The sequence below is a fragment of the Pseudomonas sp. B20 genome, from assembly GCF_020515755.1.
Classification (GTDB): Bacteria; Pseudomonadota; Gammaproteobacteria; order Pseudomonadales; family Pseudomonadaceae; genus Aquipseudomonas; species Aquipseudomonas syringae.
Genome location: NZ_JAHPJG010000037.1, coordinates 1 through 21,131, shown reverse-complemented (window position 1 = coordinate 21,131; position 21,131 = coordinate 1). Strand labels below are relative to the sequence as shown.

22 protein-coding genes are annotated in these 21,131 nt (G+C 60.1%); 15 read left to right on the top strand and 7 right to left on the bottom strand.

The features are described from left to right. Positions 1-164: 164 nt before the first annotated feature. Both LIX91_RS25115 and LIX91_RS25110 read right to left on the bottom strand, forming a co-directional pair. A complete protein-coding gene (locus LIX91_RS25115; protein WP_226489382.1) occupies positions 165-1,388 on the bottom strand; it encodes a CaiB/BaiF CoA transferase family protein in 1,224 nt (407 codons plus the stop codon). Between the two features lie 9 nt (positions 1,389-1,397). Continuing rightward, positions 1,398-2,579 (bottom strand): acyl-CoA dehydrogenase, encoded by a 1,182-nt coding sequence (locus LIX91_RS25110; protein WP_103696197.1) that lies wholly within the window; start codon positions 2,577-2,579, stop codon positions 1,398-1,400. A 153-nt stretch (positions 2,580-2,732) separates the two neighbouring features. Between LIX91_RS25110 and LIX91_RS25105 the strand changes: the two genes are divergently transcribed. From LIX91_RS25105 to LIX91_RS25060, 10 genes are all read left to right on the top strand, one after another. Then, the gene (locus tag LIX91_RS25105) at positions 2,733-3,656 is read left to right on the top strand and encodes a LysR family transcriptional regulator (RefSeq protein ID WP_181017095.1); all 924 of its coding nucleotides are present in this window, start codon (positions 2,733-2,735) and stop codon (positions 3,654-3,656) included. Between the two features lie 405 nt (positions 3,657-4,061). Further along, positions 4,062-5,183 (top strand): Re/Si-specific NAD(P)(+) transhydrogenase subunit alpha, encoded by a 1,122-nt coding sequence (locus LIX91_RS25100; RefSeq protein ID WP_226489381.1) that lies wholly within the window; start codon positions 4,062-4,064, stop codon positions 5,181-5,183. A gap of 10 nt (positions 5,184-5,193) precedes the next feature. Then, positions 5,194-5,517 (top strand): NAD(P) transhydrogenase subunit alpha, encoded by a 324-nt coding sequence (locus tag LIX91_RS25095; protein WP_226489380.1) that lies wholly within the window; start codon positions 5,194-5,196, stop codon positions 5,515-5,517. Further along, positions 5,514-6,968 carry an NAD(P)(+) transhydrogenase (Re/Si-specific) subunit beta gene (locus LIX91_RS25090; protein ID WP_226489379.1) on the top strand — a complete coding sequence of 485 codons (1,455 nt, stop codon included), beginning with the start codon at positions 5,514-5,516 and terminating at the stop codon, positions 6,966-6,968. Before LIX91_RS25095 ends, LIX91_RS25090 begins: the two co-directional genes overlap by 4 nt. Before the next feature lie 179 nt (positions 6,969-7,147). Then, positions 7,148-8,641, top strand: coding sequence for an acetyl-CoA hydrolase/transferase family protein (locus LIX91_RS25085; RefSeq protein ID WP_103696194.1), 1,494 nt, complete (start codon positions 7,148-7,150; stop codon positions 8,639-8,641). A gap of 320 nt (positions 8,642-8,961) precedes the next feature. Beyond that, positions 8,962-9,177, top strand: a complete 216-nt coding sequence (locus tag LIX91_RS25080; protein WP_002555870.1) for a DUF1127 domain-containing protein — start codon at positions 8,962-8,964, stop codon at positions 9,175-9,177. Positions 9,178-9,489: 312 nt separating this feature from the next. Beyond that, positions 9,490-9,807 (top strand): DUF2388 domain-containing protein, encoded by a 318-nt coding sequence (locus LIX91_RS25075; protein WP_003368015.1) that lies wholly within the window; start codon positions 9,490-9,492, stop codon positions 9,805-9,807. Between the two features lie 86 nt (positions 9,808-9,893). Beyond that, a complete protein-coding gene (locus LIX91_RS25070) occupies positions 9,894-10,199 on the top strand; it encodes a DUF2388 domain-containing protein (protein WP_003368014.1) in 306 nt (101 codons plus the stop codon). A 38-nt stretch (positions 10,200-10,237) separates the two neighbouring features. Beyond that, positions 10,238-10,558 (top strand): DUF2388 domain-containing protein, encoded by a 321-nt coding sequence (locus LIX91_RS25065; protein WP_003340359.1) that lies wholly within the window; start codon positions 10,238-10,240, stop codon positions 10,556-10,558. Then, positions 10,555-12,516, top strand: a complete 1,962-nt coding sequence (locus tag LIX91_RS25060; protein ID WP_226489378.1) for a DUF4105 domain-containing protein — start codon at positions 10,555-10,557, stop codon at positions 12,514-12,516. The genes LIX91_RS25065 and LIX91_RS25060 overlap by 4 nt, the downstream gene beginning before the upstream one ends. Here the strand turns inward: LIX91_RS25060 and LIX91_RS25055 are convergent, their stop codons facing one another. The 5 genes from LIX91_RS25055 to LIX91_RS25035 all read right to left on the bottom strand — a co-directional run bounded on the left by LIX91_RS25055 (position 12,517) and on the right by LIX91_RS25035 (position 15,599). Beyond that, the gene (locus LIX91_RS25055; RefSeq protein WP_010432048.1) at positions 12,517-12,894 is read right to left on the bottom strand and encodes an SCP2 sterol-binding domain-containing protein; all 378 of its coding nucleotides are present in this window, start codon (positions 12,892-12,894) and stop codon (positions 12,517-12,519) included. Between the two features lie 166 nt (positions 12,895-13,060). Then, positions 13,061-13,504 carry a hypothetical protein gene (locus LIX91_RS25050; protein WP_226489377.1) on the bottom strand — a complete coding sequence of 148 codons (444 nt, stop codon included), beginning with the start codon at positions 13,502-13,504 and terminating at the stop codon, positions 13,061-13,063. A gap of 247 nt (positions 13,505-13,751) precedes the next feature. Beyond that, a complete protein-coding gene (locus LIX91_RS25045) occupies positions 13,752-14,027 on the bottom strand; it encodes an HU family DNA-binding protein (protein WP_003316110.1) in 276 nt (91 codons plus the stop codon). A 192-nt stretch (positions 14,028-14,219) separates the two neighbouring features. Then, positions 14,220-15,368 carry an NAD(P)/FAD-dependent oxidoreductase gene (locus tag LIX91_RS25040; RefSeq protein WP_226489376.1) on the bottom strand — a complete coding sequence of 383 codons (1,149 nt, stop codon included), beginning with the start codon at positions 15,366-15,368 and terminating at the stop codon, positions 14,220-14,222. Positions 15,369-15,431: 63 nt separating this feature from the next. Then, on the bottom strand, positions 15,432-15,599 hold the full coding sequence (locus tag LIX91_RS25035; RefSeq protein ID WP_002555879.1) for a rubredoxin: 168 nt from the start codon (positions 15,597-15,599) through the stop codon (positions 15,432-15,434). A gap of 188 nt (positions 15,600-15,787) precedes the next feature. Here LIX91_RS25035 and LIX91_RS25030 point away from each other — a divergent pair, with 188 nt between their 5' ends. The 5 genes from LIX91_RS25030 to LIX91_RS25010 all read left to right on the top strand — a co-directional run bounded on the left by LIX91_RS25030 (position 15,788) and on the right by LIX91_RS25010 (position 20,919). Then, positions 15,788-16,348 carry a chorismate--pyruvate lyase family protein gene (locus LIX91_RS25030; RefSeq protein WP_103696192.1) on the top strand — a complete coding sequence of 187 codons (561 nt, stop codon included), beginning with the start codon at positions 15,788-15,790 and terminating at the stop codon, positions 16,346-16,348. After that, positions 16,348-17,238 (top strand): 4-hydroxybenzoate octaprenyltransferase, encoded by an 891-nt coding sequence (gene ubiA / locus LIX91_RS25025; protein WP_046269469.1) that lies wholly within the window; start codon positions 16,348-16,350, stop codon positions 17,236-17,238. The genes LIX91_RS25030 and ubiA overlap by 1 nt, the downstream gene beginning before the upstream one ends. A gap of 167 nt (positions 17,239-17,405) precedes the next feature. Next, positions 17,406-18,095 carry a phosphate regulon transcriptional regulator PhoB gene (gene phoB / locus LIX91_RS25020; protein WP_002555882.1) on the top strand — a complete coding sequence of 230 codons (690 nt, stop codon included), beginning with the start codon at positions 17,406-17,408 and terminating at the stop codon, positions 18,093-18,095. 96 nt (positions 18,096-18,191) lie between these two features. Further along, positions 18,192-19,478, top strand: coding sequence for a phosphate regulon sensor histidine kinase PhoR (gene phoR, locus LIX91_RS25015; RefSeq protein ID WP_003316098.1), 1,287 nt, complete (start codon positions 18,192-18,194; stop codon positions 19,476-19,478). 100 nt (positions 19,479-19,578) lie between these two features. Beyond that, positions 19,579-20,919: a hemolysin family protein gene (locus LIX91_RS25010; protein WP_003316097.1), complete on the top strand. Its 1,341-nt coding sequence runs from the start codon at positions 19,579-19,581 to the stop codon at positions 20,917-20,919. The last annotated feature ends 212 nt before the right edge of the window (positions 20,920-21,131 follow it).

Here is a 21,131-nt window from a genome sequence, read left to right as displayed (position 1 = left end):
TATTGATCTACAAGGCTTTTTCGTTTCCGTCTGCGCCGGAAGTGGGGCGAATTATAGACACCTCACAGAGGGCGTCAACCGTTAATTTCAAAATCGCCGAAATTAACCTTAAAGGCCCCTTGGCTATATAGAAGAGCCCGTCGCAAACGCTTTCTTCTATATAGCTACAGCACCCCTGCCTCGCGCAGCATAGTGATCTCTTCCTCACCAATCCCCAGCAGCGCCTGCAGCACTTGCGCCGTATGCTCTCCCAGCAGCGGCGGCGCCCTTGTATATTCGACTGGCGTCTCAGACAGCCGTATCGGGCTGGCCACCTGCGGAACACGCCCGGCCAGCGCATGAGGAAGCTCTATGGCCAGGCCCCGCGCCACCACATGCGGATCGGCGAACACCTGGGCCAGATCGTTGACCGGCCCGCAAGGCACGCCGGCTGCCTCCAGCTCACTGACCCATTGCGCAGTGGCCTTGAACACCGTCACCTGGCGAATCAACGGAATCAGCTCGGCACGATGAGCTACTCGCAGCTTGTTGGTCAGGAAGCGTGGATCCTCCGCCCACTGCGGCTGCCCCGCCACAGCGGCAAACTTTCTGAACTGACTGTCATTGCCGACGGTAAGGATCAGGTCGCCATCGGCCGTGGGGAAATCCTGATACGGCACGATGTTGGGATGAGCATTTCCCAGACGCCTGGGGGCTACCCCCGTCGTCAGGTAGCTCATGGCCTGATTGGCCAGACAGGCTACTTGTACATCCAGCAGCGCCATATCGATGTACTGGCCGATATCGCTTTGATCACGATGCGCTAGAGCGGCGAGAATGGCCGTCGTCGAATACAGCCCCGTCAGAATGTCAGTCAATGCGACGCCGACCTTCACCGGCCCGGCTCCCTCTTCACCCTCCGGCAAACCGGTAAGGCTCATCAAGCCACCCAGCGCCTGGATCATGAAGTCGTAACCCGGACGCCGCGCATACGGCCCGCTTTGCCCGAAGCCGGTAATGGAGCAATAGATCAGCCTCGGGTTAACTGCCTTCAGCGACTCGTAATCCAGTCCGTAAGCCGCCAGCCCGTCGACCTTGAAGTTTTCGATCACGATGTCGGACTTCGCCGCCAGTTCGCGCACCAGCCTTTGCCCTTCAGGGCGCGTGAAGTCGATAGTGACTGACTGCTTGTTGCGATTGGCGGACAGGTAATAAGCCGCCTCGCTGGTGTTCTGCCCCGCAGCATCCTGAAGGAATGGCGGCCCCCACGAGCGAGTGTCATCGCCACACCCTGGGCGCTCGACCTTGATGACGTCAGCGCCGAGGTCAGCAAGGATCTGCCCGGCCCATGGCCCGGCGAGGACTCTCGACAGGTCGAGCACCCGGATATGCGAAAGCGCCCCCATGATCAGCCCCCCTTAATAGAAAGCCTGAATGCCGGTCTGCGCACGCCCCAGAATCAACGCATGCACGTCGTGCGTGCCTTCGTAGGTGTTCACCACTTCCAGGTTGACCAGATGCCTGGCGATGCCGAACTCGTCCGAGATGCCATTGCCGCCCAGCATGTCGCGAGCCAGGCGCGCGATATCCAGCGACTTGCCGCACGAGTTGCGCTTCATGATCGAGGTGATCTCCACGGCAGCCGTACCTTCGTCCTTCATGCGCCCCAGACGCAGGCAACCCTGCAAGGCCAGAGTGATTTCGGTCTGCATGTCTGCGAGCTTCTTCTGGATCAACTGATTGGCCGCCAGCGGACGGCCGAATTGCTGGCGATCCAGGGTGTATTGCCGCGCGGTGTGCCAGCAGAACTCTGCGGCACCCAGCGCGCCCCAGGAGATACCGTACCGTGCCGAGTTTAGGCAGGTGAACGGCCCCTTCAGACCGCGCACATCGGGGAAGATGTTCTCTTCGGGCACGAACACGTTATCCATGACGATCTCGCCAGTGATCGATGCGCGCAAACCGACCTTGCCGTGAATGGCCGGAGCGCTCAGGCCTGCCCAGCCTTTTTCGAGAACGAAACCGCGAATATCGCCGACATCGTCCTTGGCCCACACCACAAACACATCGGCGATCGGGCTGTTGGTGATCCACATCTTGCTGCCGCTCAAGCGGTAACCACCCTCGACGCTCCGGGCACGGGTGATCATCGCTCCAGGGTCGGACCCATGATCGGGCTCGGTCAGGCCGAAGCAGCCGATCCATTCGCCAGAAGCCAGTTTGGGCAGGTATTTCTCTTTCTGGGCCTGCGTACCGAACTCGTTGATCGGCACCATGACCAGCGAGGACTGCACACTCATCATCGAACGGTAGCCCGAATCGATACGCTCGACTTCACGCGCGATCAGCCCATAACACACGTAATTCAGGCCGCTGCCACCGAACTCTTCCGGGATGGTCGCGCCCAGCAGCCCCACCTCGCCCATCTCGCGAAAGATGGCCGGGTCGGTTTTCTCGTGACGGAATGCTTCCAGCACGCGCGGGGCCAGCTTGCTCTGGGCGAACTGCTCGGCCGTGTCGCGGACCATGCGCTCTTCTTCAGTGAGCTGTTGATCCAGCAACAAGGGGTCAATCCAGTTGAAGCTTGCCTTACCGCTCATGCCAGTTCCTCGCGTTCAGATGAAATCCTGCAGTGATCCTAGTCCTGGCCCATGCCAGCGACAAACGAGGTTTTATCAAGCATGTGTGCTAATTTCTCACTCCGTGACACAGAACTGCGCTCTAAAACAAAAGTATCAGTGAGAATAAAGTACATGAGACGCAAGATACCCAGCACCACTGCACTGGTCAGTTTCGAGGCAGCCGCCCGTCACGAGAGCTTCACCAAGGCCGCTAACGAGCTCTCCCTCACGCAAGGCGCTGTGTGTCGGCAAATCGGCGGGCTGGAAGAGTTTCTCGGCGTCGAGTTGTTCCGGCGTTCGCGCAGGGGCGTAAAGCTCACGGAAGCCGGGCTGTCCTATAGTCGTCGTGTGTCCCAGCAACTGGACGCGGTCGAGCGCGACACACTGTCGGTCATGGGCCAGCAAGGTGCCAACGCCATCGAGCTCGCCGTGGTGCCGACCTTCGGCACTCAGTGGCTGCTGCCGCGCCTGAAGGACTTCCAGCACAAGCACCCCGACGTCACGGTCCACCTGACCAACCGCACCCGCCCATTCCTGTTTGCCGACACCGACTTCGACGCCGCCATCTATTTTGGCGATGCCGACTGGTCCGGCACCCAGTCGCATCGGCTGATGGGCGAAAACTCCATGCCGGTCTGCAGCCCCTCTTTTCTTGAAGGTCGCGACAGCCTGACAGCACGCGAGCTGGCCGAATTGCCGCTGCTGCAACAGACCACCCGACCCTACGCCTGGCGCCAATGGTTCAATGCGCAGGATCTGGATGTCGCGCGCGACATGACCGGCCCGCGCTACGAACTGTTTTCCATGCTGGCGCAGGCGGCCATGCACGACATGGGCGTTGCTCTGATTCCCCCCTTCCTCATTCAACGCGAACTGCAGGAAAAGCGTCTGGTGATCGCAAACACTCGGTCGCTGCCCGGCAGCAAGGCCTATCACCTGATGATTCCTGAGCGCAAAGTTGAATCGGCATCGCTGACTGCGTTTCGTGACTGGCTGATCGAACAGGCCCGGGCTTACCAGTTGCCCCAGGAAAAATTCGACCAATATCTCAGGTAGCCCATAGCTGCTGACACCTACAGATATAACCTTATGTCGCCCTGAAGTAACTTCCGATCGCTCGCAGAAAACGGGACATAACCCTTTATTTATAGGGTCTATGGGTCGATACGGCGCATTTATCGGATTTTCGGCAGAAAAACTTTTATAACCTGTTTTTCGTAAGGAATATCACCACAGCCCCTACAGATAAAGGGCTCTGTCGAATAAGTGCGACAATAGGTCACAGTGTGACTTGTAGTTCATCTATAGTTTCGTTACAGAATGTATTGAAGCCCGCAAACTTCGCCTGCAAAATGCCCCGCCCCTGCTGCAAAGGGGTGTGCTGATTGGCCAAGCCAGACGCACCAGCCGTAGTGCACTGGCCTACATACGAACGATAAAAAATCGCGCAGGAGATTTGTCGTGCACATTGGCGTTCCTCTCGAAACACAAGCGGGCGAAACCCGGGTAGCTGCTACCCCGGAAACCATCAAAAAGCTGATCAGCCAGGGTCACAGAGTTACGGTGCAAAGCGGCGCGGGCCTTCGTGCCAGCGTTCCGGACAGCGCTTACGAGGCTGCTGGCGCAGGGATCGGTGACACCAACGAGACCTATGCGGCCGAACTGATTCTCAAGGTCGTCGCACCTGACGATGAGGCGCTGAACCTGATCAAAAGTGGCTCGGTGGTCGTCGGCATGCTCAACCCCTTCAACAACGAACTGATCGGCAAGATGGCCGCACGTGGCATTACCGCGTTCGCCCTGGAAGCCGCGCCGCGCACATCGCGGGCGCAAAGCCTTGATGTGCTGTCTTCGCAAGCCAACATTGCGGGCTATAAGGCAGTACTGCTCGCCGCGCATCACTACCCGCGCTTCATGCCCATGCTGATGACCGCCGCCGGTACCGTCAAAGCCGCCCGGGTGCTGATCCTGGGTGCAGGCGTTGCCGGTCTGCAGGCCATTGCCACCGCCAAAAGGCTGGGCGCAGTGGTAGAAGCCTCGGATGTGCGTCCGGCAGTGAAGGAGCAGATCGAGTCGCTGGGCGCAAAATTCATCGATGTGCCCTACGAGACCGACGAAGAGCGCGAATGCGCCGAAGGCGTCGGCGGCTACGCACGGCCCATGCCGGCCAGCTGGATGCAACGCCAGGCCGCCGCCGTGCATGAGCGCGCGAAACTGTCGGACATCGTCATCACGACCGCGCTCATTCCTGGCCGCAAGGCACCGGTACTGCTCGGCGCAGAAACCGTGGCGCAGATGAAGCCCGGCTCGGTGGTGATCGACCTGGCCGCTGCACAGGGCGGCAACTGCCCGCTGACCGTTGCCGATCAGGTGGTTGTCGAGCACGGCGTGACCATCGTCGGCCACACCAACCTGCCCGCTCTGGTCGCAGCCGATGCATCGGCGCTCTACGCCCGCAACCTGCTGGACTTCATGAAGCTGCTGTTCGACAAGGACGGCACATTCTCGATCAACCTCGAAGACGACATCGTCGCCGCATGCCTGATGTGCCGCGACGGGCAAGTTGTCCGCAAGAACGGCTGAGGACACACCAATGGAAGAGCTGATTTCCCCCGGCGTCTACAACCTGATCATTTTCGTACTGGCGATTTATGTCGGCTACCACGTGGTCTGGAATGTCACGCCTGCGCTGCACACGCCGCTCATGGCGGTCACCAATGCCATCTCCGCCATCGTCATCGTTGGCGCCATGCTCGCCGCTGCGCTCACGTTCACCCCGCTGGGCAAGACCATGGGCACGCTGGCGGTCGCACTGGCGGCCGTGAACGTGTTTGGCGGGTTTCTGGTCACTCGGCGGATGCTGGAAATGTTCAGGAAAAAGGCCCCCAAGGCAAAGGATGAGGCGCCCAAGTCATGAGCATGAATCTGGTTACCCTGCTGTACCTGATCGCATCGATCTGCTTCATCCAGGCACTCAAAGGCTTGTCGCACCCGACCACCTCGCGCCGTGGCAACTTGTTCGGCATGCTCGGCATGGGCCTGGCGGTCATCACCACGATCGGCCTGGTGTTCAAGCTCGCGGCGCTGTCTACCGCTGAAGGGACCAGCGCAGGCATCGGCTACATCGTAGTCGGCCTGCTGGTGGGCGGAACCGCTGGCTCGATCATGGCCAAGCGCGTCGAAATGACCAAAATGCCGGAGCTGGTGGCGTTCATGCACAGCATGATCGGCCTGGCCGCGGTGTTCATCGCTATTGCGGCGGTCGTAGAGCCTCAATCACTGGGCATCGTTCGCAATCTGGGCGATGCGATTCCGGCCGGCAACCGTCTGGAGCTGTTCCTCGGGGCCGCCATCGGGGCGATCACCTTCTCGGGTTCGGTCATCGCTTTCGGCAAACTCTCGAGCAAGTACAAATTTCGCCTCTTTCAAGGCGCACCAGTACAGTTTGCCGGCCAGCACACGCTCAATCTGGTCCTTGGCCTGGCCACACTGTTCTTCGGCCTGACCTTCATGTTCACCGGCAGCCTCACTGCCTTTGCGATCATGCTGGCGCTGGCCTTCGTCATCGGTGTGTTGCTGATCATCCCGATTGGCGGGGCCGACATGCCGGTGGTGGTCTCGATGCTCAACAGCTATTCAGGCTGGGCAGCGGCCGGCATCGGCTTTTCGCTGAACAACTCGATGCTGATCATCGCGGGCTCACTGGTGGGTTCCTCGGGCGCGATCCTCTCCTACATCATGTGCAAGGCGATGAACCGCTCGTTCTTCAACGTGATCGGCGGTGGCTTTGGCGGCGCAACGGACTCGGCAGGCCCGGCGGGTGCGAAGGAAGCACGCCCGGTGAAATCCGGCTCGGCAGACGACGCGACCTTTTTGCTGACCAACGCCGACACCGTGATCATCGTGCCCGGTTACGGCCTGGCAGTGGCTCGTGCGCAGCATGCGCTCAAGGAACTGACCGAGAAGCTCGTCCACCGCGGCGTCACCGTGAAGTACGCCATTCACCCGGTGGCCGGACGCATGCCCGGGCACATGAACGTGCTGCTGGCCGAAGCCGAAGTGCCTTACGACCAGGTGTTCGAGATGGACGACATCAACTCCGAATTCGGTCAGGCCGATGTGGTGCTGGTGCTCGGTGCCAACGACGTGGTCAACCCGGCCGCCAAGAACGATCCGAAATCCCCTATCGCCGGGATGCCCATTCTGGAGGCGTTCAAGGCCAAGACCATCATCGTCAACAAACGCTCGATGGCCAGTGGTTACGCAGGCCTGGATAACGAATTGTTCTATCTGGATAAAACCATGATGGTCTTCGGAGACGCCAAAAAGGTGATCGAGGACATGGTGAAGGCCGTCGAAAACGCCTAGCCTGACCCCGTTCCATTGAAGCCCCGGCTCGCTTGGCGACCGGGGCTTTTTACATTCCGCGTAACAGTGTTTTGCGCTGGAACCCGCTAATTAGAGCGGTCAAATGCGACCTTGGTAGCAGGACGAAGCTCGACCAAGGCTCTAGACTTGTCGTTCGCTTCTATCTACGAGACAGACCCATGTACCGTGACCGTATCCGCCGGCCCTCCCTGATGAGCAAGGTTATGAGCGCAGCCGACGCTGCCGCCTTGATTGAAGACGGCATGACCGTCGGCATGAGTGGCTTCACCCGTGCAGGCGAAGCCAAGGCCGTACCCCACGCGCTGGCCGAGCGCGCCAAAGTGACGCCGCTGAAAATCAGCCTGATGACCGGCGCCAGTCTGGGCAATGACCTGGACAAGCAACTGACCGAGTCCGGCGTACTGTCCCGGCGCATGCCCTTTCAGGTCGACAGCACGCTGCGCAAGGCGATCAACAACGGCACGGTGATGTTCATCGATCAGCATTTGTCCGACACCGTCGAGCTGCTGCGCAATCGACAGATCAAGGCCGTGGACCTGGCCGTGATCGAATGCGTGGCGATCACTGAAGAGGGCCATCTGGTGCTGAGCACCTCCGTCGGTAACTCGGCCAGCTTCGCCATCCTGGCCAAACAGGTCATCGTGGAAATCAACCTGTCCCAGCCACTCGAGCTGGAAGGCCTGCACGACATCTATATACCCAGCTACAGACCGACACGCCTGCCGATTCCGGTCCTGGAGGCCGATTCGCGTATCGGCAGCCACGCGGTGAAGATCGACCCGGCAAAAATAGTCGGCATTGTCATCAGCAACCAGCCTGACTCGCCCTCCACGGTCACACCACCTGATGCGGACACGCAGGCCATCGCCAATCATCTGGTGGAGTTCTTCAAGAAAGAAGTGCGCGAAGACCGGCTGACCGACAAGCTGATGCCACTGCAGGCCGGGATAGGCAACATTGCCAACGCGGTGATGCACGGTCTGCTGGCGTCGCCCTTCACGGACCTGACGATGTACTCCGAGGTGCTGCAGGACTCGACATTCGACCTGTTCGATGCAGGCAAACTGACCTTTGCCTCGGGCAGTTCCATGACCTTGTCGGCGGCCAAGCACGCCGAGGTCTTTGCCGACTTCAATCGCTACAAGTCCAGGCTGGTACTGCGCCCGCAGGAAATCTCCAACCACCCCGAGGTGATCCGTCGCCTGGGTATCATCGGGATCAATACCGCGCTGGAGTTCGACCTGTACGGCAATGTGAACTCCACCCACATCTGCGGCACACGCATGATGAACGGCATTGGCGGTTCCGGAGACTTCTCGCGCAACGCACACCTGGCGATCTTCGTCACCAAATCGATCGCCAAAGGTGGCGCGATCTCCAGCGTCGTGCCCATGGTCAGCCATGTCGACCACACCGAACACGATGTCGACATCCTGGTCACCGAGCAGGGCCTGGCGGACCTGCGCGGTCTGGCGCCTCGCGAACGCGCCAGGGTGATCATCGATAACTGCGTGCATCCGGATTATCGCGATGCGCTGAACGCCTATTTCAATGCCGCTTGCGCCGTGGGCGGGCATACCCCGCACATCCTTCGCGAAGCACTGAGTTGGCACATCAACCTGGAAGAAAACGGGCGCATGCTGCCAGCCTGAACAGGACAGTTGGAAGTGAGCAAGCGCTTTTCCGCTTCACTTTCAGCTGGCACCCAAGGGCTTATGAAAAAACTGTACTGCTGTACCGGTCATAAAACTGCCTTGAAAGGTCAAAATCACCACAATCGACCAAAAAATGCACCCTTAAAGTGCAGACCGGTACAGTTGCCCCATTTATGAACAAAACAGTGCCCAATCACAGTTAACTGAACCCTCACAATACAGGTGAACTGTGTCTATGGAAGCTGGACGCGCACGAGGAAAATGGGCACCAGTCAAGCAACTCACTTATCCCGCCACAAGCGGAAGGAAGTCACACCATGGAACGTACAATCAGTTCCGATCTGTTCAGCGAAAGCACCGTTACCACCGCAAAAGCCTCTCTGCCTCTGCGCGTATTCGCCAACCTGATGCTCTGGCAGCGTCGCCTGTCCAGCCGCCACCAGCTGGCCCGTCTGGATGCACGCTTGCTGGCTGACGCCGGTATCAGCGAATCCCAGCGTTACGAAGAGCTGAGCAAGCCGTTCTGGCGCTAAACAAGCGCCCGCTGGTCCTTGACCGTCAGGTCTCCTGCCAGCAACCCGAATTGCTTCATACAAGACCCGTCTCAGGCAACTGAGACGGGTTTTGTCGTTTCAGGGGGCGGATTCAGAGAGCCTTGGCTAAACCAGTACAGATTTAAAGAATACGAATACGGCAGGTACAGTTACCAAATATTGCAAACTGTGTAAGTCGAAGCCGTCGACCTTCATGACAACTGCAGTATGGGTGGGATAGTCTAGCGCTCTACCTCAGCCCTTCGGCTTCTCAGGCAGTCTGTGCCCACTTGTCCACAACGGAACTCGATCATGTCTCTGCTACGTAACCTTGGCGCTGTCTTTCTGTTGACCGCCGCAGCCGGTGCAAACGCCTCCAGCTTCATCGTCACCACCGACGCAGTGGTCGATGCCGTCAATGCATCGACCCGCGCGACCTCCAACGTGTCCTCTTCCCTGAAAGACGACAAGATCGTTCTTGCCGCCCGTGACGACGCCGCCAGCTTCGTGGCCAGCTCCGGCGACATCCGCAGCGCTCGCCTCGAAGGCGCGTTGCAGCACATCCGCCAGGTGCTGCCTGAACTGCAAGCCAGCGACAGCCAGCTGGCTCAGGCCATTCTGGCCATCTGACCGCTGCGCCCCGGCTACGTGCCGGGGTAGCTCTGGCCCGCGCATTGCGCTAGCCTTGGAGCCTGTTTTGCCGGTTCGTGAAAGTCATGCGTTTAGTGCACCTTCTGTATATCGCTCCCTTTGCCAGCCTGATGTACGTCAGTCAGGTTCAAGCGTTCGATACGACCACGCAAGGCCTGGTCAAGACCGCCTATGCCACCAGCCAGGTCTCGACAGGACCGTTCGATAACAAACTGATCATGGCTGCCCGTGACGATGCTGCTGCATTCATCGCCAGCGACGGAGAAATGCGTGGCGCCCGGCTTGAGTCAGCGCTGCACGCCCTGCGTCAGGCAGATGCAAAACTTCATGCCAGCGACCTTGAACTGGCGCAGGCAATCCTCGTCCAATAGCCACTTTCCCCTCTTCGCGTAACTGGAGACGTCACTACATGCGTACCCCGCTGATTGCTGCTTCCCTTGGCCTGCTCTTGCTGGCCGATTTTGCCCAGGCCCAGACTGTTGTGGCCACGAGCAACATCATCGTTCGTGCGTTCGGCCGTACCATCGATTTCACTTCCGACACCACCACATCGATCCGCGACTCCAAGGTCGTTCTCCAGGCCAAGGACGATGCTGCCAGCTACGTTGCCACCGGTGGTGATATCCACGGTGCCCAACTGGATGCTGCGTTCGACACGCTGCGTACCCGCGTGCCGGAAGCGCGCAATGCAAGCGATCAGACCCTGGCTGAAGCAATCCTCGCATTGTGAGGCGGTTTCGCGCCTGGCTGCTTGCTGGCGCGCTGTCGCTGGTCGGTACGCATGCCTTTGCCAGCCTGAAGCTGGAATTGCACACCGACGGCCTCGATGCGCCGCAACAGCAAGCCAGCCAGGCGCTGCTCGACGAAGCCCTGCACGCACTACCGCCCAGCTTCGTCGAAGCACTGGACCGCACCGTCGAGGTGAGCTGGTCCGCTGACATGCCGCAGAACGCCTACGGTCAGGCCGCCGGGCCCTATCAGCTGTACCTCAACAGCCACCTGCTGGCCTCGTTGACGGACGGCTCGGCAGCCACGGCCCAGACCGGCCGGCCACACGGTACGGTGCGTCGTGAGTTGCTCGCCACTGTCCTGCATGAGCTGACCCACGTCTACGACCGCGCCCGCCTGTGGTCGCCCAGCGAGCGAGCGGCGATTTTTCGCTGCACATCACGCAGCAGCTCACTGGGCAAGGTCGGCCTGCCTGACAACTGCCGCGGCCAGACCGAGCGACGCTTCACCCTGAGTGACGATCCACGCCTGCTGGACCTGGCGGGCTGGCAGCAATATGTCGGACGTCGCGGCGACCGCGAGGAACATAACGGCCAGGTCGCCCGCAGCCCGGACATCTACGAAACCACCAGCCCGCTGGAATTCGTGGCGGTGAATATGGAGTACTTCCTCCTCGACCCGGCCTACGCCTGCCGTCGCCCTGCCCTGTATGCGTATTACAAGGAGCGTTTCGGCTGGGCACCTGCAGCCCATAACGAATGCCCGAAGTTCTACCCCTACCTGAACGCCGGCAGCGACTTCGGCCGAGAGCCATTGGGCAAGCTGGACCCGGAGCGGGTCTATGCGGTGGATTATCTGCTGGCCGAGGCGAACCAGAACTGGGCAAGCCGCTGGGGCCACAGCATGTTGCGCCTGGTGATCTGCAAACCCGGCCGCCCGCGTGGTCCGGATTGTCGACTGGACCTTGATCAGCACCTGGTGCTGTCGTACCGGGCGTTTGTCGGCGACGTGCAACTGTCCAGCTGGGACGGCCTTATGGGTGCCTACCCGTCGCGCCTGTTCGTCCTGCCACTGGCGCAGGTCATCGATGAATACACCAAGACCGAACTGCGCAGCCTGGCGTCAGTACCGATCAAGCTGTCGCGTCCGGAAATAGAAGGGCTGGTGCAGCACGCCGCCGAGATGCACTGGAGCTACGACGGCAACTACTACTTCCTCTCGAACAACTGCGCCGTTGAAAACCTCAAACTGCTGCGCGCCGGTACGCACAACCCCAAGCTCGTCGGCCTGGACAGTATTTTGCCCAACGGTTTGCTTGAAGTCCTCGAAGGCCGAGGGCTGGCTGATACCAGCGTACTGGACGATCCCAAGCAGGCGCTGCGTCTGGGCTATCGGTTCGACTCCTACCGCGACCGCTACCAGGCGATGTTCGAAGTGCTGAAGAAGCACCTGCCGATCAAACAGAACACCGTGGAAGACTGGATGGCGCTACCCGCCAGTGAGCGCAGCCAGTGGTTCGCTAAAGCCGATCTGCGTACCAGCGCTGCGATTCTGCTGCTGGAGCAGGCCAGCCTGCGCAGGCAACTGTTGTTGGCTCAGGACGAAGTGAAACAGAGCTACCTGGGTGCACGGGAATTGAAAGATGGCAAAGTCTCCAACGCCACCAAAACGCTGCAGGAGATCCTCGCCAGCAGCGGGTTCCTCAGCCGGCCTGCCGAGCTGCTGGGCAGCGACGGGTACGGTTTGCCACAGGCGGGTGAATGGCAGCGTCTTGAAGCAGAAAGCAGTCAGCGCCAGAAGCAGCTCAAGCGCCTGACCGGCGATCTCGACAAGGAAGTGCGAGCCCTGCTGGAGCCTGAGCGCGCCAAAGAGATTGCCGCCAACGAAGCCAACCTCAAACAGGTGTCCGAGCACCTGAGGGCGTTGCACAAGGCTGCAGGCGGGCTGCAGTTGCCGTGATCAGGCCGTTTTCTTTCTCGGTTTGAGGTATTTGACCAGGCCCTGGAACCAGATCACCAGGGCCGGGTTGCCCTTGATCTGAATATCCTTGTCCTGAATGCCTTTCATGAACGCCAGCTGCTTGTTCTTCGCCTGAAGGGTGTCGAAGCCAAAGGCTGCATCACGAAACGAGATGGCAAAGGCCGGCTCTGCAACCGTGCCACTTGCACTGCGGATCCGTTGATCATGGACCACAAAGTGACGTGCAACCTTGCCATCGGCGGTCTGCAGCTGAAAGGTCAGGTCTTTGCCAGCCAATTGCTGCTGGAACGCCGGATTGTTACGACTGGCGCGGGCCATCAGCAGGCCGAGCATCCACAACAGAAAACGAAATTTCATACACGGCCTCTGAACACGCGGGTTCCGACTCGGAATCGGCGTGGCAGTGTAGCGGGTTATCGGCGCAAAACCTGTAGGACAAGAAAGGATTTCGAGGGAGATCGGCACAAAACAGTTACCGAACATGAGGATGCTGCTCCGCGTGGGAAGCAGCATCCCACTGACATCAACGAATGCTGTTGATGCTGCCTTTGTTACCCGTGACCTTTACATCGACCTTCTTGAAGATGAAGTAGTCTTTGATGCTGACTTCGTAGCGCGGCGCGACGATCAGATCGGCGCCGGAGGATTTAACCGCCTTGAAGGCGGCTGCCGCTTTGGTCGTCGAGACAGGATCAGGCAACGCCAGACCCAGGCCGCCACCGCCACTTGCGCCACCGTAGGTCACGCCGTCGGCGAACTGATTATCGCCGCCGAAGCTCAGGAAATTGAACAGCACGTTGGTGGACGACTCGCCGCTGATGGTGCCGCCAACCTTGACGTCAGCCTTCAGGTCGGTTTTGACCGTGCCTTCCAGCGGTGCGCTTGGCTGGCTGACGTTGTAGCTCACACAACCGCTGGTCGTGGCGATCAGAGCCGCAACAGCAGCAAACTTCCATGGCTTTTTCATTCTGGATTTCCCAAGAGTAATTGAAGGGGTGCAGCAGGAACGGCACTCTAAGGGAATCAGCAACAAGAAAAAGTCAGGCAAAGCTGTGGCTTTGGAAGGCAATTACATGGAATGGAGTAGGACAATTCTCACAGGGAGCGAGAGGCATCATCGGCGTCATACGACAGAAACAAGAAACGGGCACCCAATCCGATTGGTGTGCCCGCCTGTGGGTCGTGCGTCTCCCGCCGAGGCGCACAACAGGGTGTCAAGGATTGACGCTGTCTTTCAGGGCTTTCCCCGGTTTGAAGGCAACCGTGTTGCTTGCCTTGATTTTGACCGGCTCCCCGGTCTGTGGGTTCTTGCCAGTGCGAGCGCCACGGTGGCGTTGCAGAAAAGTACCGAAACCTACCAGCGTGACACTGTCCTTGCGGTTCAGTGCGCCAGTAATCTCTTCAAGGATGGCATTGAGAACGCGATTGGATTGTTCTTTGGTGAGATCCGCCTTTTCAGCGATGGCGGCTGCAACTTCTGGTTTACGCATATGAAGCCTCTTTTACGGTTTTTTGTTTTTATGTCCCGCGCCGCTTTTGTAAAAAAACGGCAACAAGGCGCCGCGACAGCTCTACGTAGCGGCAGACAAGACCGAGGATGGCATGCCGAACTGACCCGCGCCAGTGCATGAATGCGGTTTATTGGCAGAAATACAGGGTCAATCCGACAAAATGACGTGAAATCACGCCAATAACGCAGGTAACACCTTGTTGAGTGCGAGTTTTTCCATAACCGCAGCGCCTGTCAGGGCATAGCCCAGCAGATGGCCGTCGGCGTCGTGACACAGCGCCTTGATATCAGCGCCCTGCCCTTCGACGCTCCAGTGGCCATCGCTACCACGCGGCGGCGGCGAAACCACCAGCGGGCAGGCGGGCGTCTTCACGGTGATCGGCATGGGCCCGTATTTGACGGAAGTCGGGTTTCCGGCCAGCGTCTGGGCCAACGCACGAGCGCAGCTCATCAACGGCATCACGTAGAGCAGGTTCAGGCCATCGACTTCAGCGCAATCACCCAGCGCGTGGATGTTGGCGCGGGAGGTTTTCAACAGGCGGTCGACCAGAATGCCGCGCCCGGTCTGCAAGCCGGCAGCAGCGGCCAGCTCGATGCGAGGACGCAGGCCGATGGCTGACACCACCAGGTCGCAGTCCATCACCTGCCCGTCCGACAAGTGCGCTTGCAGGCCCTCACCATTGCGGTTCAGGCGGGTCAGCACCGGCCCCAGATGGAAACGTGCGCCCAGGCTTTCAAGACCGGACTTCACCGCAGCCGCCGCCTCAGGGGGCAACAGGGTCGGCATGACCTGTTCGCACGGCGCCACCAGATCCACGTCATAGCCGCCCAGGATCAGGTCGTTGGCGAACTCACAGCCAATGAGCCCTGCGCCGAGAATCAACACCCGACGCTTGCCCGCCGCAGCCGCGCGGAAACGGGCGTAATCCTGAAGATCGTTGATCGGGAAAACCGCATCGCCGGCGTCGCCTTCCACCGGTACACGAATGGTTTCGGCGCCCCAAGCCAGCACCAGGTCGCGGTAATACACCGCCTCTTCGCCGATCCACAGGCGTTTGTGACCGGCATCGATCCCGCTGATGCGCGTGTGCGTGCGGATCTCGGCCTTGAGCTGATCGGCCATGGCGCCGGCTTCAGCCATGCTCAGGCCGTCGGCTTCCTTGTTTTTGCCAAAGCCGGTAGAGAGCATCGGCTTGGAGTAGGAACGGCCATCGTCGGCCGTGATCAATAGCAGCGGCGTGTCTGCGTCCAGCTTGCGAAACTCTCGAGCGAGGTTATACCCCGCAAGGCCGGTGCCGATGATGACGACAGGTGCGCTCATTGTTCTTCCCTATTTCACTGTGCCTGGTGCTCGTTGTTGCCAGCCCTGGTTTGCGGGCAGCAATCAACCGATTTCGATCATTTCAAAGTCCATCTTGCCCACGCCGCAATCCGGGCAGAGCCAGTCTTCCGGCACATCCTGCCAGAGGGTGCCGGGCGCAATTCCGTCATCCGGCCAGCCATCGGCTTCGTTATAGATCAGGCCGCAGACGATGCATTGCCACTTCTTCATGTCAGGTTCTCTCGTTTATCAGGCTCAATAGCGTACGACGGTCAGTTGCCGTCTTCTGAAGGGCGTTGTACTGATCGGCAGGCGCGGATGCAAGTCTGATTCTATAACCCGACGTTCTGCCGACCGTCGGTCGAGACCGGCAATCATGCTAAGCTCGCGGCCTCGTTGGCTGCCGGAACTGGCTTACCGTGACCCAGCAATCCCCCGCATTCATTGGCCCTGTCTGGCTCGAGCGCGAGCAATTGATCGACGCGCCGGACCCGGTAATGCTCGACTGGTTGTTCAATCAGGACTCCCTTACTCGTCGCCTGGACCGTTTGTCTGACGGTCGTTTCAGCGTATTTCCGCAATTTGAAGGCTGGCAGTCCTTGCGCCCTGACGAGTGCCTGACGCTGGGCCTGCCAGAGGCGGGCGAAGGCTGGGTGCGCGAGGTGTACTTGCGCGGTAACGGCAACAACTGGGTGTTCGCGCGCAGTGTCGCCGCGCGCAGCGCCCTGCTGGATGGCGGCCTGAATATGGATGAGCTGGGCACTCGTTCGCTGGGTGAGTTGCTGTTCAGCGATCCGGCGTTCGTGCGCGGCACGCTTGAAGTGTGTCATTACCCCGAGGCCTGGCTGCCCGCTGCCGATGCAGCGCGCGGGCTGTGGGCACGCCGCTCGCGCTTCGATCGAGGCGCGTTGAGCGTGCTGGTCGCCGAAGTTTTCCTGCCCGCCCTGTGCACTGCGATCCACGACAAGGACCACGTCTGATGTACCTGTCCCTCCTCAAATCCCTCAATCGTCTGAGCCCACGCGCCTGGGACTTCATCCAGCTGACACGCATCGACAAGCCCATCGGCGTCTACCTGTTGCTGTGGCCGACCCTATGGGCGGTCTGGATTGCAGGCAAGGGCGCGCCGTCGCTGCAGACCGTGTTCATTTTTGTGCTCGGCGTCTTTCTGATGCGGGCGGCAGGCTGTGTGATCAATGACTTCGCCGATCGCAAGGTGGACGGCCACGTCAAACGCACCGAGCAGCGCCCGCTGGTCAGCGGCAAAGTCAGCTCCCGGGAAGCGCTGGTGCTGTTTGCGGTGCTGGTCGGCCTGAGCTTTGTGCTGGTGCTGTTTACCAACGCAGCGACCATCTGGCTGTCGTTCGGCGGTCTCGCCCTGGCGGCCAGCTATCCGTTCATGAAGCGCTACACCTATTACCCGCAAGTGGTGCTGGGTGCTGCGTTCTCGTGGGGCATGCCGATGGCCTTCACTGCCGAAACCGGCGAGCTGCCCGCTGCAGCCTGGCTGCTGTACATCGCCAACCTGCTGTGGACCGTGGGCTACGACACTTACTACGCCATGGTCGATCGCGACGACGATCTGAAAATCGGCGTGAAATCCACGGCCGTCCTGTTCGGCGATGCCGACCGGGTCATCATCCTGACCCTGCAGGGGCTGGCACTGGGCTGTCTGATGCTGGCCGGTGCGCGCTTCGAACTGGGCGCGTGCTTCTATATCGGCCTGCTGGCAGCGGCGGGCTGCTTCGCCTGGGAATTCTGGAGCACCCGAGCGCGCGAGCGAGACGCCTGCTTCAAGGCCTTTCTACACAATCACTGGGCCGGGCTGGCGATATTCCTGGGCATCGTCGCCGACTACGCGGTGCGCTGAGTACAGCCACCGCCAGCCTGCGCACGACTGAAATAAATTCCGGATCGCGAGGCCTTCGGGCCCCCGCGACACGTCAGCGTGCTAGCCTCATTCAGACCTGTCACACGACTGCAATAATTCCGTTATCTAATGCGCCCCAAGACAGTTAAATGACAAGAGGTTCGAGCATGGCTGGCAGGAGCATCCTGATCGTTGACGACGAAGCGCCAATTCGCGAAATGATCGCCGTTGCGTTGGAAATGGCTGGATACGACTGTATTGAAGCCGAAAACTCTCAGCAGGCCCACGCGATCATCGTGGACCGCAAGCCTGACCTGATTCTGCTCGACTGGATGCTGCCTGGCACCTCCGGCATCGAACTGGCCCGGCGCCTCAAGCGTGATGAACTGACCGGGGACATCCCGATCATCATGCTCACCGCCAAGGGTGAAGAGGACAACAAGATCCAGGGCCTGGAAGTGGGCGCCGACGATTACATCACCAAGCCTTTCTCGCCCCGCGAGCTGGTGGCACGCCTCAAGGCCGTGCTGCGTCGCGCCGGTCCGACTGACGGCGAAGCGCCCATCGAAGTCGGCGGCCTGCTGCTCGACCCGATCAGCCACCGTGTCACCATCGATGGCAAACCCGCCGAAATGGGCCCGACCGAATACCGTCTGCTGCAGTTCTTCATGACCCATCAGGAGCGCGCCTACACACGCGGTCAGTTGCTGGATCAGGTGTGGGGCGGCAACGTCTACGTCGAAGAACGCACCGTCGATGTTCACATCCGCCGCCTGCGCAAGGCCTTGGGGGATGCGTATGAAAATCTGGTACAAACCGTGCGCGGCACTGGCTATCGTTTCTCGACCAAGAGCTGACAACCGCTGCGTCGACGCAGGGCAATGGCCGGTGCAGACCAGACAAGGATTTACCCCTAATTGAATCAAAATTGGCACGGCACTCTGATACGCCACATGTTGTTGCTGGTCACTGCCTGCCTGTTGGTCGGCCTGATCAGTGGGCAGTATGCCTGGAGCCTGGCCGCCGGGCTGGGACTGTATCTGGCCTGGACCCTCAAGCAGCTGTTACGACTGCACGACTGGCTGAGCAGCCACAAGGCTGACGAGCCGCCTCCGGACGGTTACGGTCTGTGGGGCGAAGTCTTCGACAGCATCTACCACCTGCAACGTCGGGATCAGCGTGTCCGTGGCCGCCTTCAGGCCGTCATCGACCGCGTTCAGGAATCCACCGCCGCGCTGCGTGATGCGGTGATCATGCTCGACAGCGACGGCAACCTGGAGTGGTGGAACCGTGCCGCTGAAACCCTGCTGGGTCTGAAGACGCCGCAGGACAGCGGGCAGCCGGTGACCAATCTGGTACGGCATCCACGCTTCAAGGAATACTTTGCGCTGGGCGACTACAGTGAACCGCTGGAAATCCCGTCGCCGACCAATGATCGCCTGCGCATTCAGTTGCTGATCACCCGTTATGGCAACAATGAGCATCTGATGCTGGTGCGCGACGTGACGCGCATTCATCAGCTGGAGCAGATGCGCAAAGACTTCGTCGCCAACGTGTCTCACGAGTTGCGGACACCGCTCACGGTGATCTTCGGCTACCTGGAAACGCTGCTCGATAACGTGGACGAGGTCAATCCACGCTGGGTCCGTGCGCTGCAACAGATGCATCAGCAAGGCGGGCGCATGCAGACGCTGCTCAATGACCTGCTGTTGCTGGCCAAGCTCGAGGCCACCGATTACCCCTCGGACAACCACCCGGTGATCGTCAATTCCCTGCTCAAGACCATCACCGCCGATGCCAACGCGCTGTCGGGCAGCAAGAACCAGCAGATCCACCTCAGCCTGGAAAGCAACATGCGCCTCAAGGGCAGCGAAAGCGAACTGCGCAGCGCGTTTTCCAACCTGATCTTCAATGCCGTCAAATACACCCCGGCCGAGGGCGTGATCCGTGTTCGCTGGTGGGCCGACGAACGGGGCGCGCACCTGAGCGTGCAGGATTCGGGGATCGGCATCGAGACCAAACACCTGCCGCGCCTGACCGAGCGCTTCTACCGGGTCGATACCAGCCGCGCGTCCAATACCGGCGGTACAGGGCTCGGTCTGGCCATCGTCAAACACGTGCTGCTGCGCCATCGCGGCAACCTCGAGATCAACAGTGTTCTCGGCAAGGGCAGTGTTTTTACCTGTCACTTTGCCAGCGGTCAGTTGTCCAAACCCGCGAGCGACGATTCAGACTACTAGGCAATCCTGCTTCGAGCCGCTACATTGCCGGGTTCATGGCGTCTTCTCTGGCGTGACACGACCCTCTTCCTGATTAATACGGACCCTGCAAAACCCCATCATGGACCCTTCCCCTAGCTTTAACCTGTCTTCACTCTTCGCCGATTTCGGCATGATTCTTTTTGCTTTGTTCCTGGTCCTGCTCAACGGTTTTTTCGTTGCGGCAGAGTTCGCCATGGTCAAACTGCGCTCGACCAAGGTTGAAGCCATTGCCGACAAGAACGGCTGGCGCGGGCACATTCTGCGCAAGGTCCATGGCCAGCTGGACGCCTACCTTTCGGCCTGTCAGCTGGGTATCACCCTCGCCTCTCTGGGCCTGGGCTGGGTCGGTGAACCGGCCTTCGCGCACCTGCTGGAGCCATTGCTCGCAGCGGTGGGCGTGGACACTCCGGAATTGATCAAGGGCGTGTCGTTCTTTACCGCCTTCTTCATCATTTCCTATCTGCACATCGTGATCGGCGAGCTGGCCCCCAAATCCTGGGCGATCCGCAAGCCGGAGCTGTTGTCGCTGTGGACGGCGGCGCCGTTGTACTTCTTCTACTGGTTGATGTATCCGGCCATCTACCTGCTCAACGCCAGCGCCAACGCCATTCTGCGCATCGCCGGCCAGGGTGAGCCCGGCCCGCACCATGAACACAGCTACAGCCGCGACGAACTGAAACTGATCCTGCACTCCAGCCGTGGCCAGGACCCAAGCGATCAGGGCATGCGCGTGCTGGCGTCGGCGGTGGAAATGGGCGAGCTGGAAGTGGTCGACTGGGCCAACTCACGCGAAGACATGGTGTCACTGGACTTCAATGCGCCGCTCAAGGAAATTCTCGCCTTGTTCCGCCGCCACAAATTCAGCCGTTATCCGCTGTATGACGCTGAACGTGGCGAATTCGTCGGCCTGCTGCACATCAAGGACCTGCTGCTGGAGCTGGCAGCGCTGGACCATATTCCGGAATCGTTCAACCTCGCCGAGCTGACCCGCCCGCTGGAACGTGTTTCCCGGCACATGCCGCTGTCGCAGTTGCTCGAGCAGTTCCGCAAGGGTGGCGCGCACTTCGCCGTGGTGGAAGAAGCCGACGGCAAGATCGTGGGCTACCTGACCATGGAAGACGTGCTCGAAGTCCTGGTGGGCGACATCCAGGACGAACACCGCAAGGTCGAACGCGGCATTCTTGCCTATCAGCCGGGCAAACTGCTGGTGCGCGGAGATACGCCATTGTTCAAGATCGAGCGCCTGCTGGGCATCGACCTGGATCACATCGAAGCCGAGACACTGGCGGGCCTGATCTACGACACGCTCAAGCGCGTGCCGGAAGAAGAGGAACAGCTGGAAGTCGAAGGCCTGCGCATCATCATCAAAAAGATGAAAGGCCCGAAAATCGTCCTGGCCAAGGTGCTGAAGCTGGACTGACCGATCAGCGCCGCCTGTTCAGGATCGGACGCAAGGTGTCCTCCCGGACGACTATCGTTCCTCACGCTCCAGCGTGACAATGCCTTGCGTGACGCTCCGCGTCACAAATCTGCGCCGCGCCCCATGTTCAGGAGAGGACGCGGAGCGTCCAGAACGGCATACCCACGCGGAGCATGGGCACGATGGTGATCTACCTGCCGACTATCGTTCCT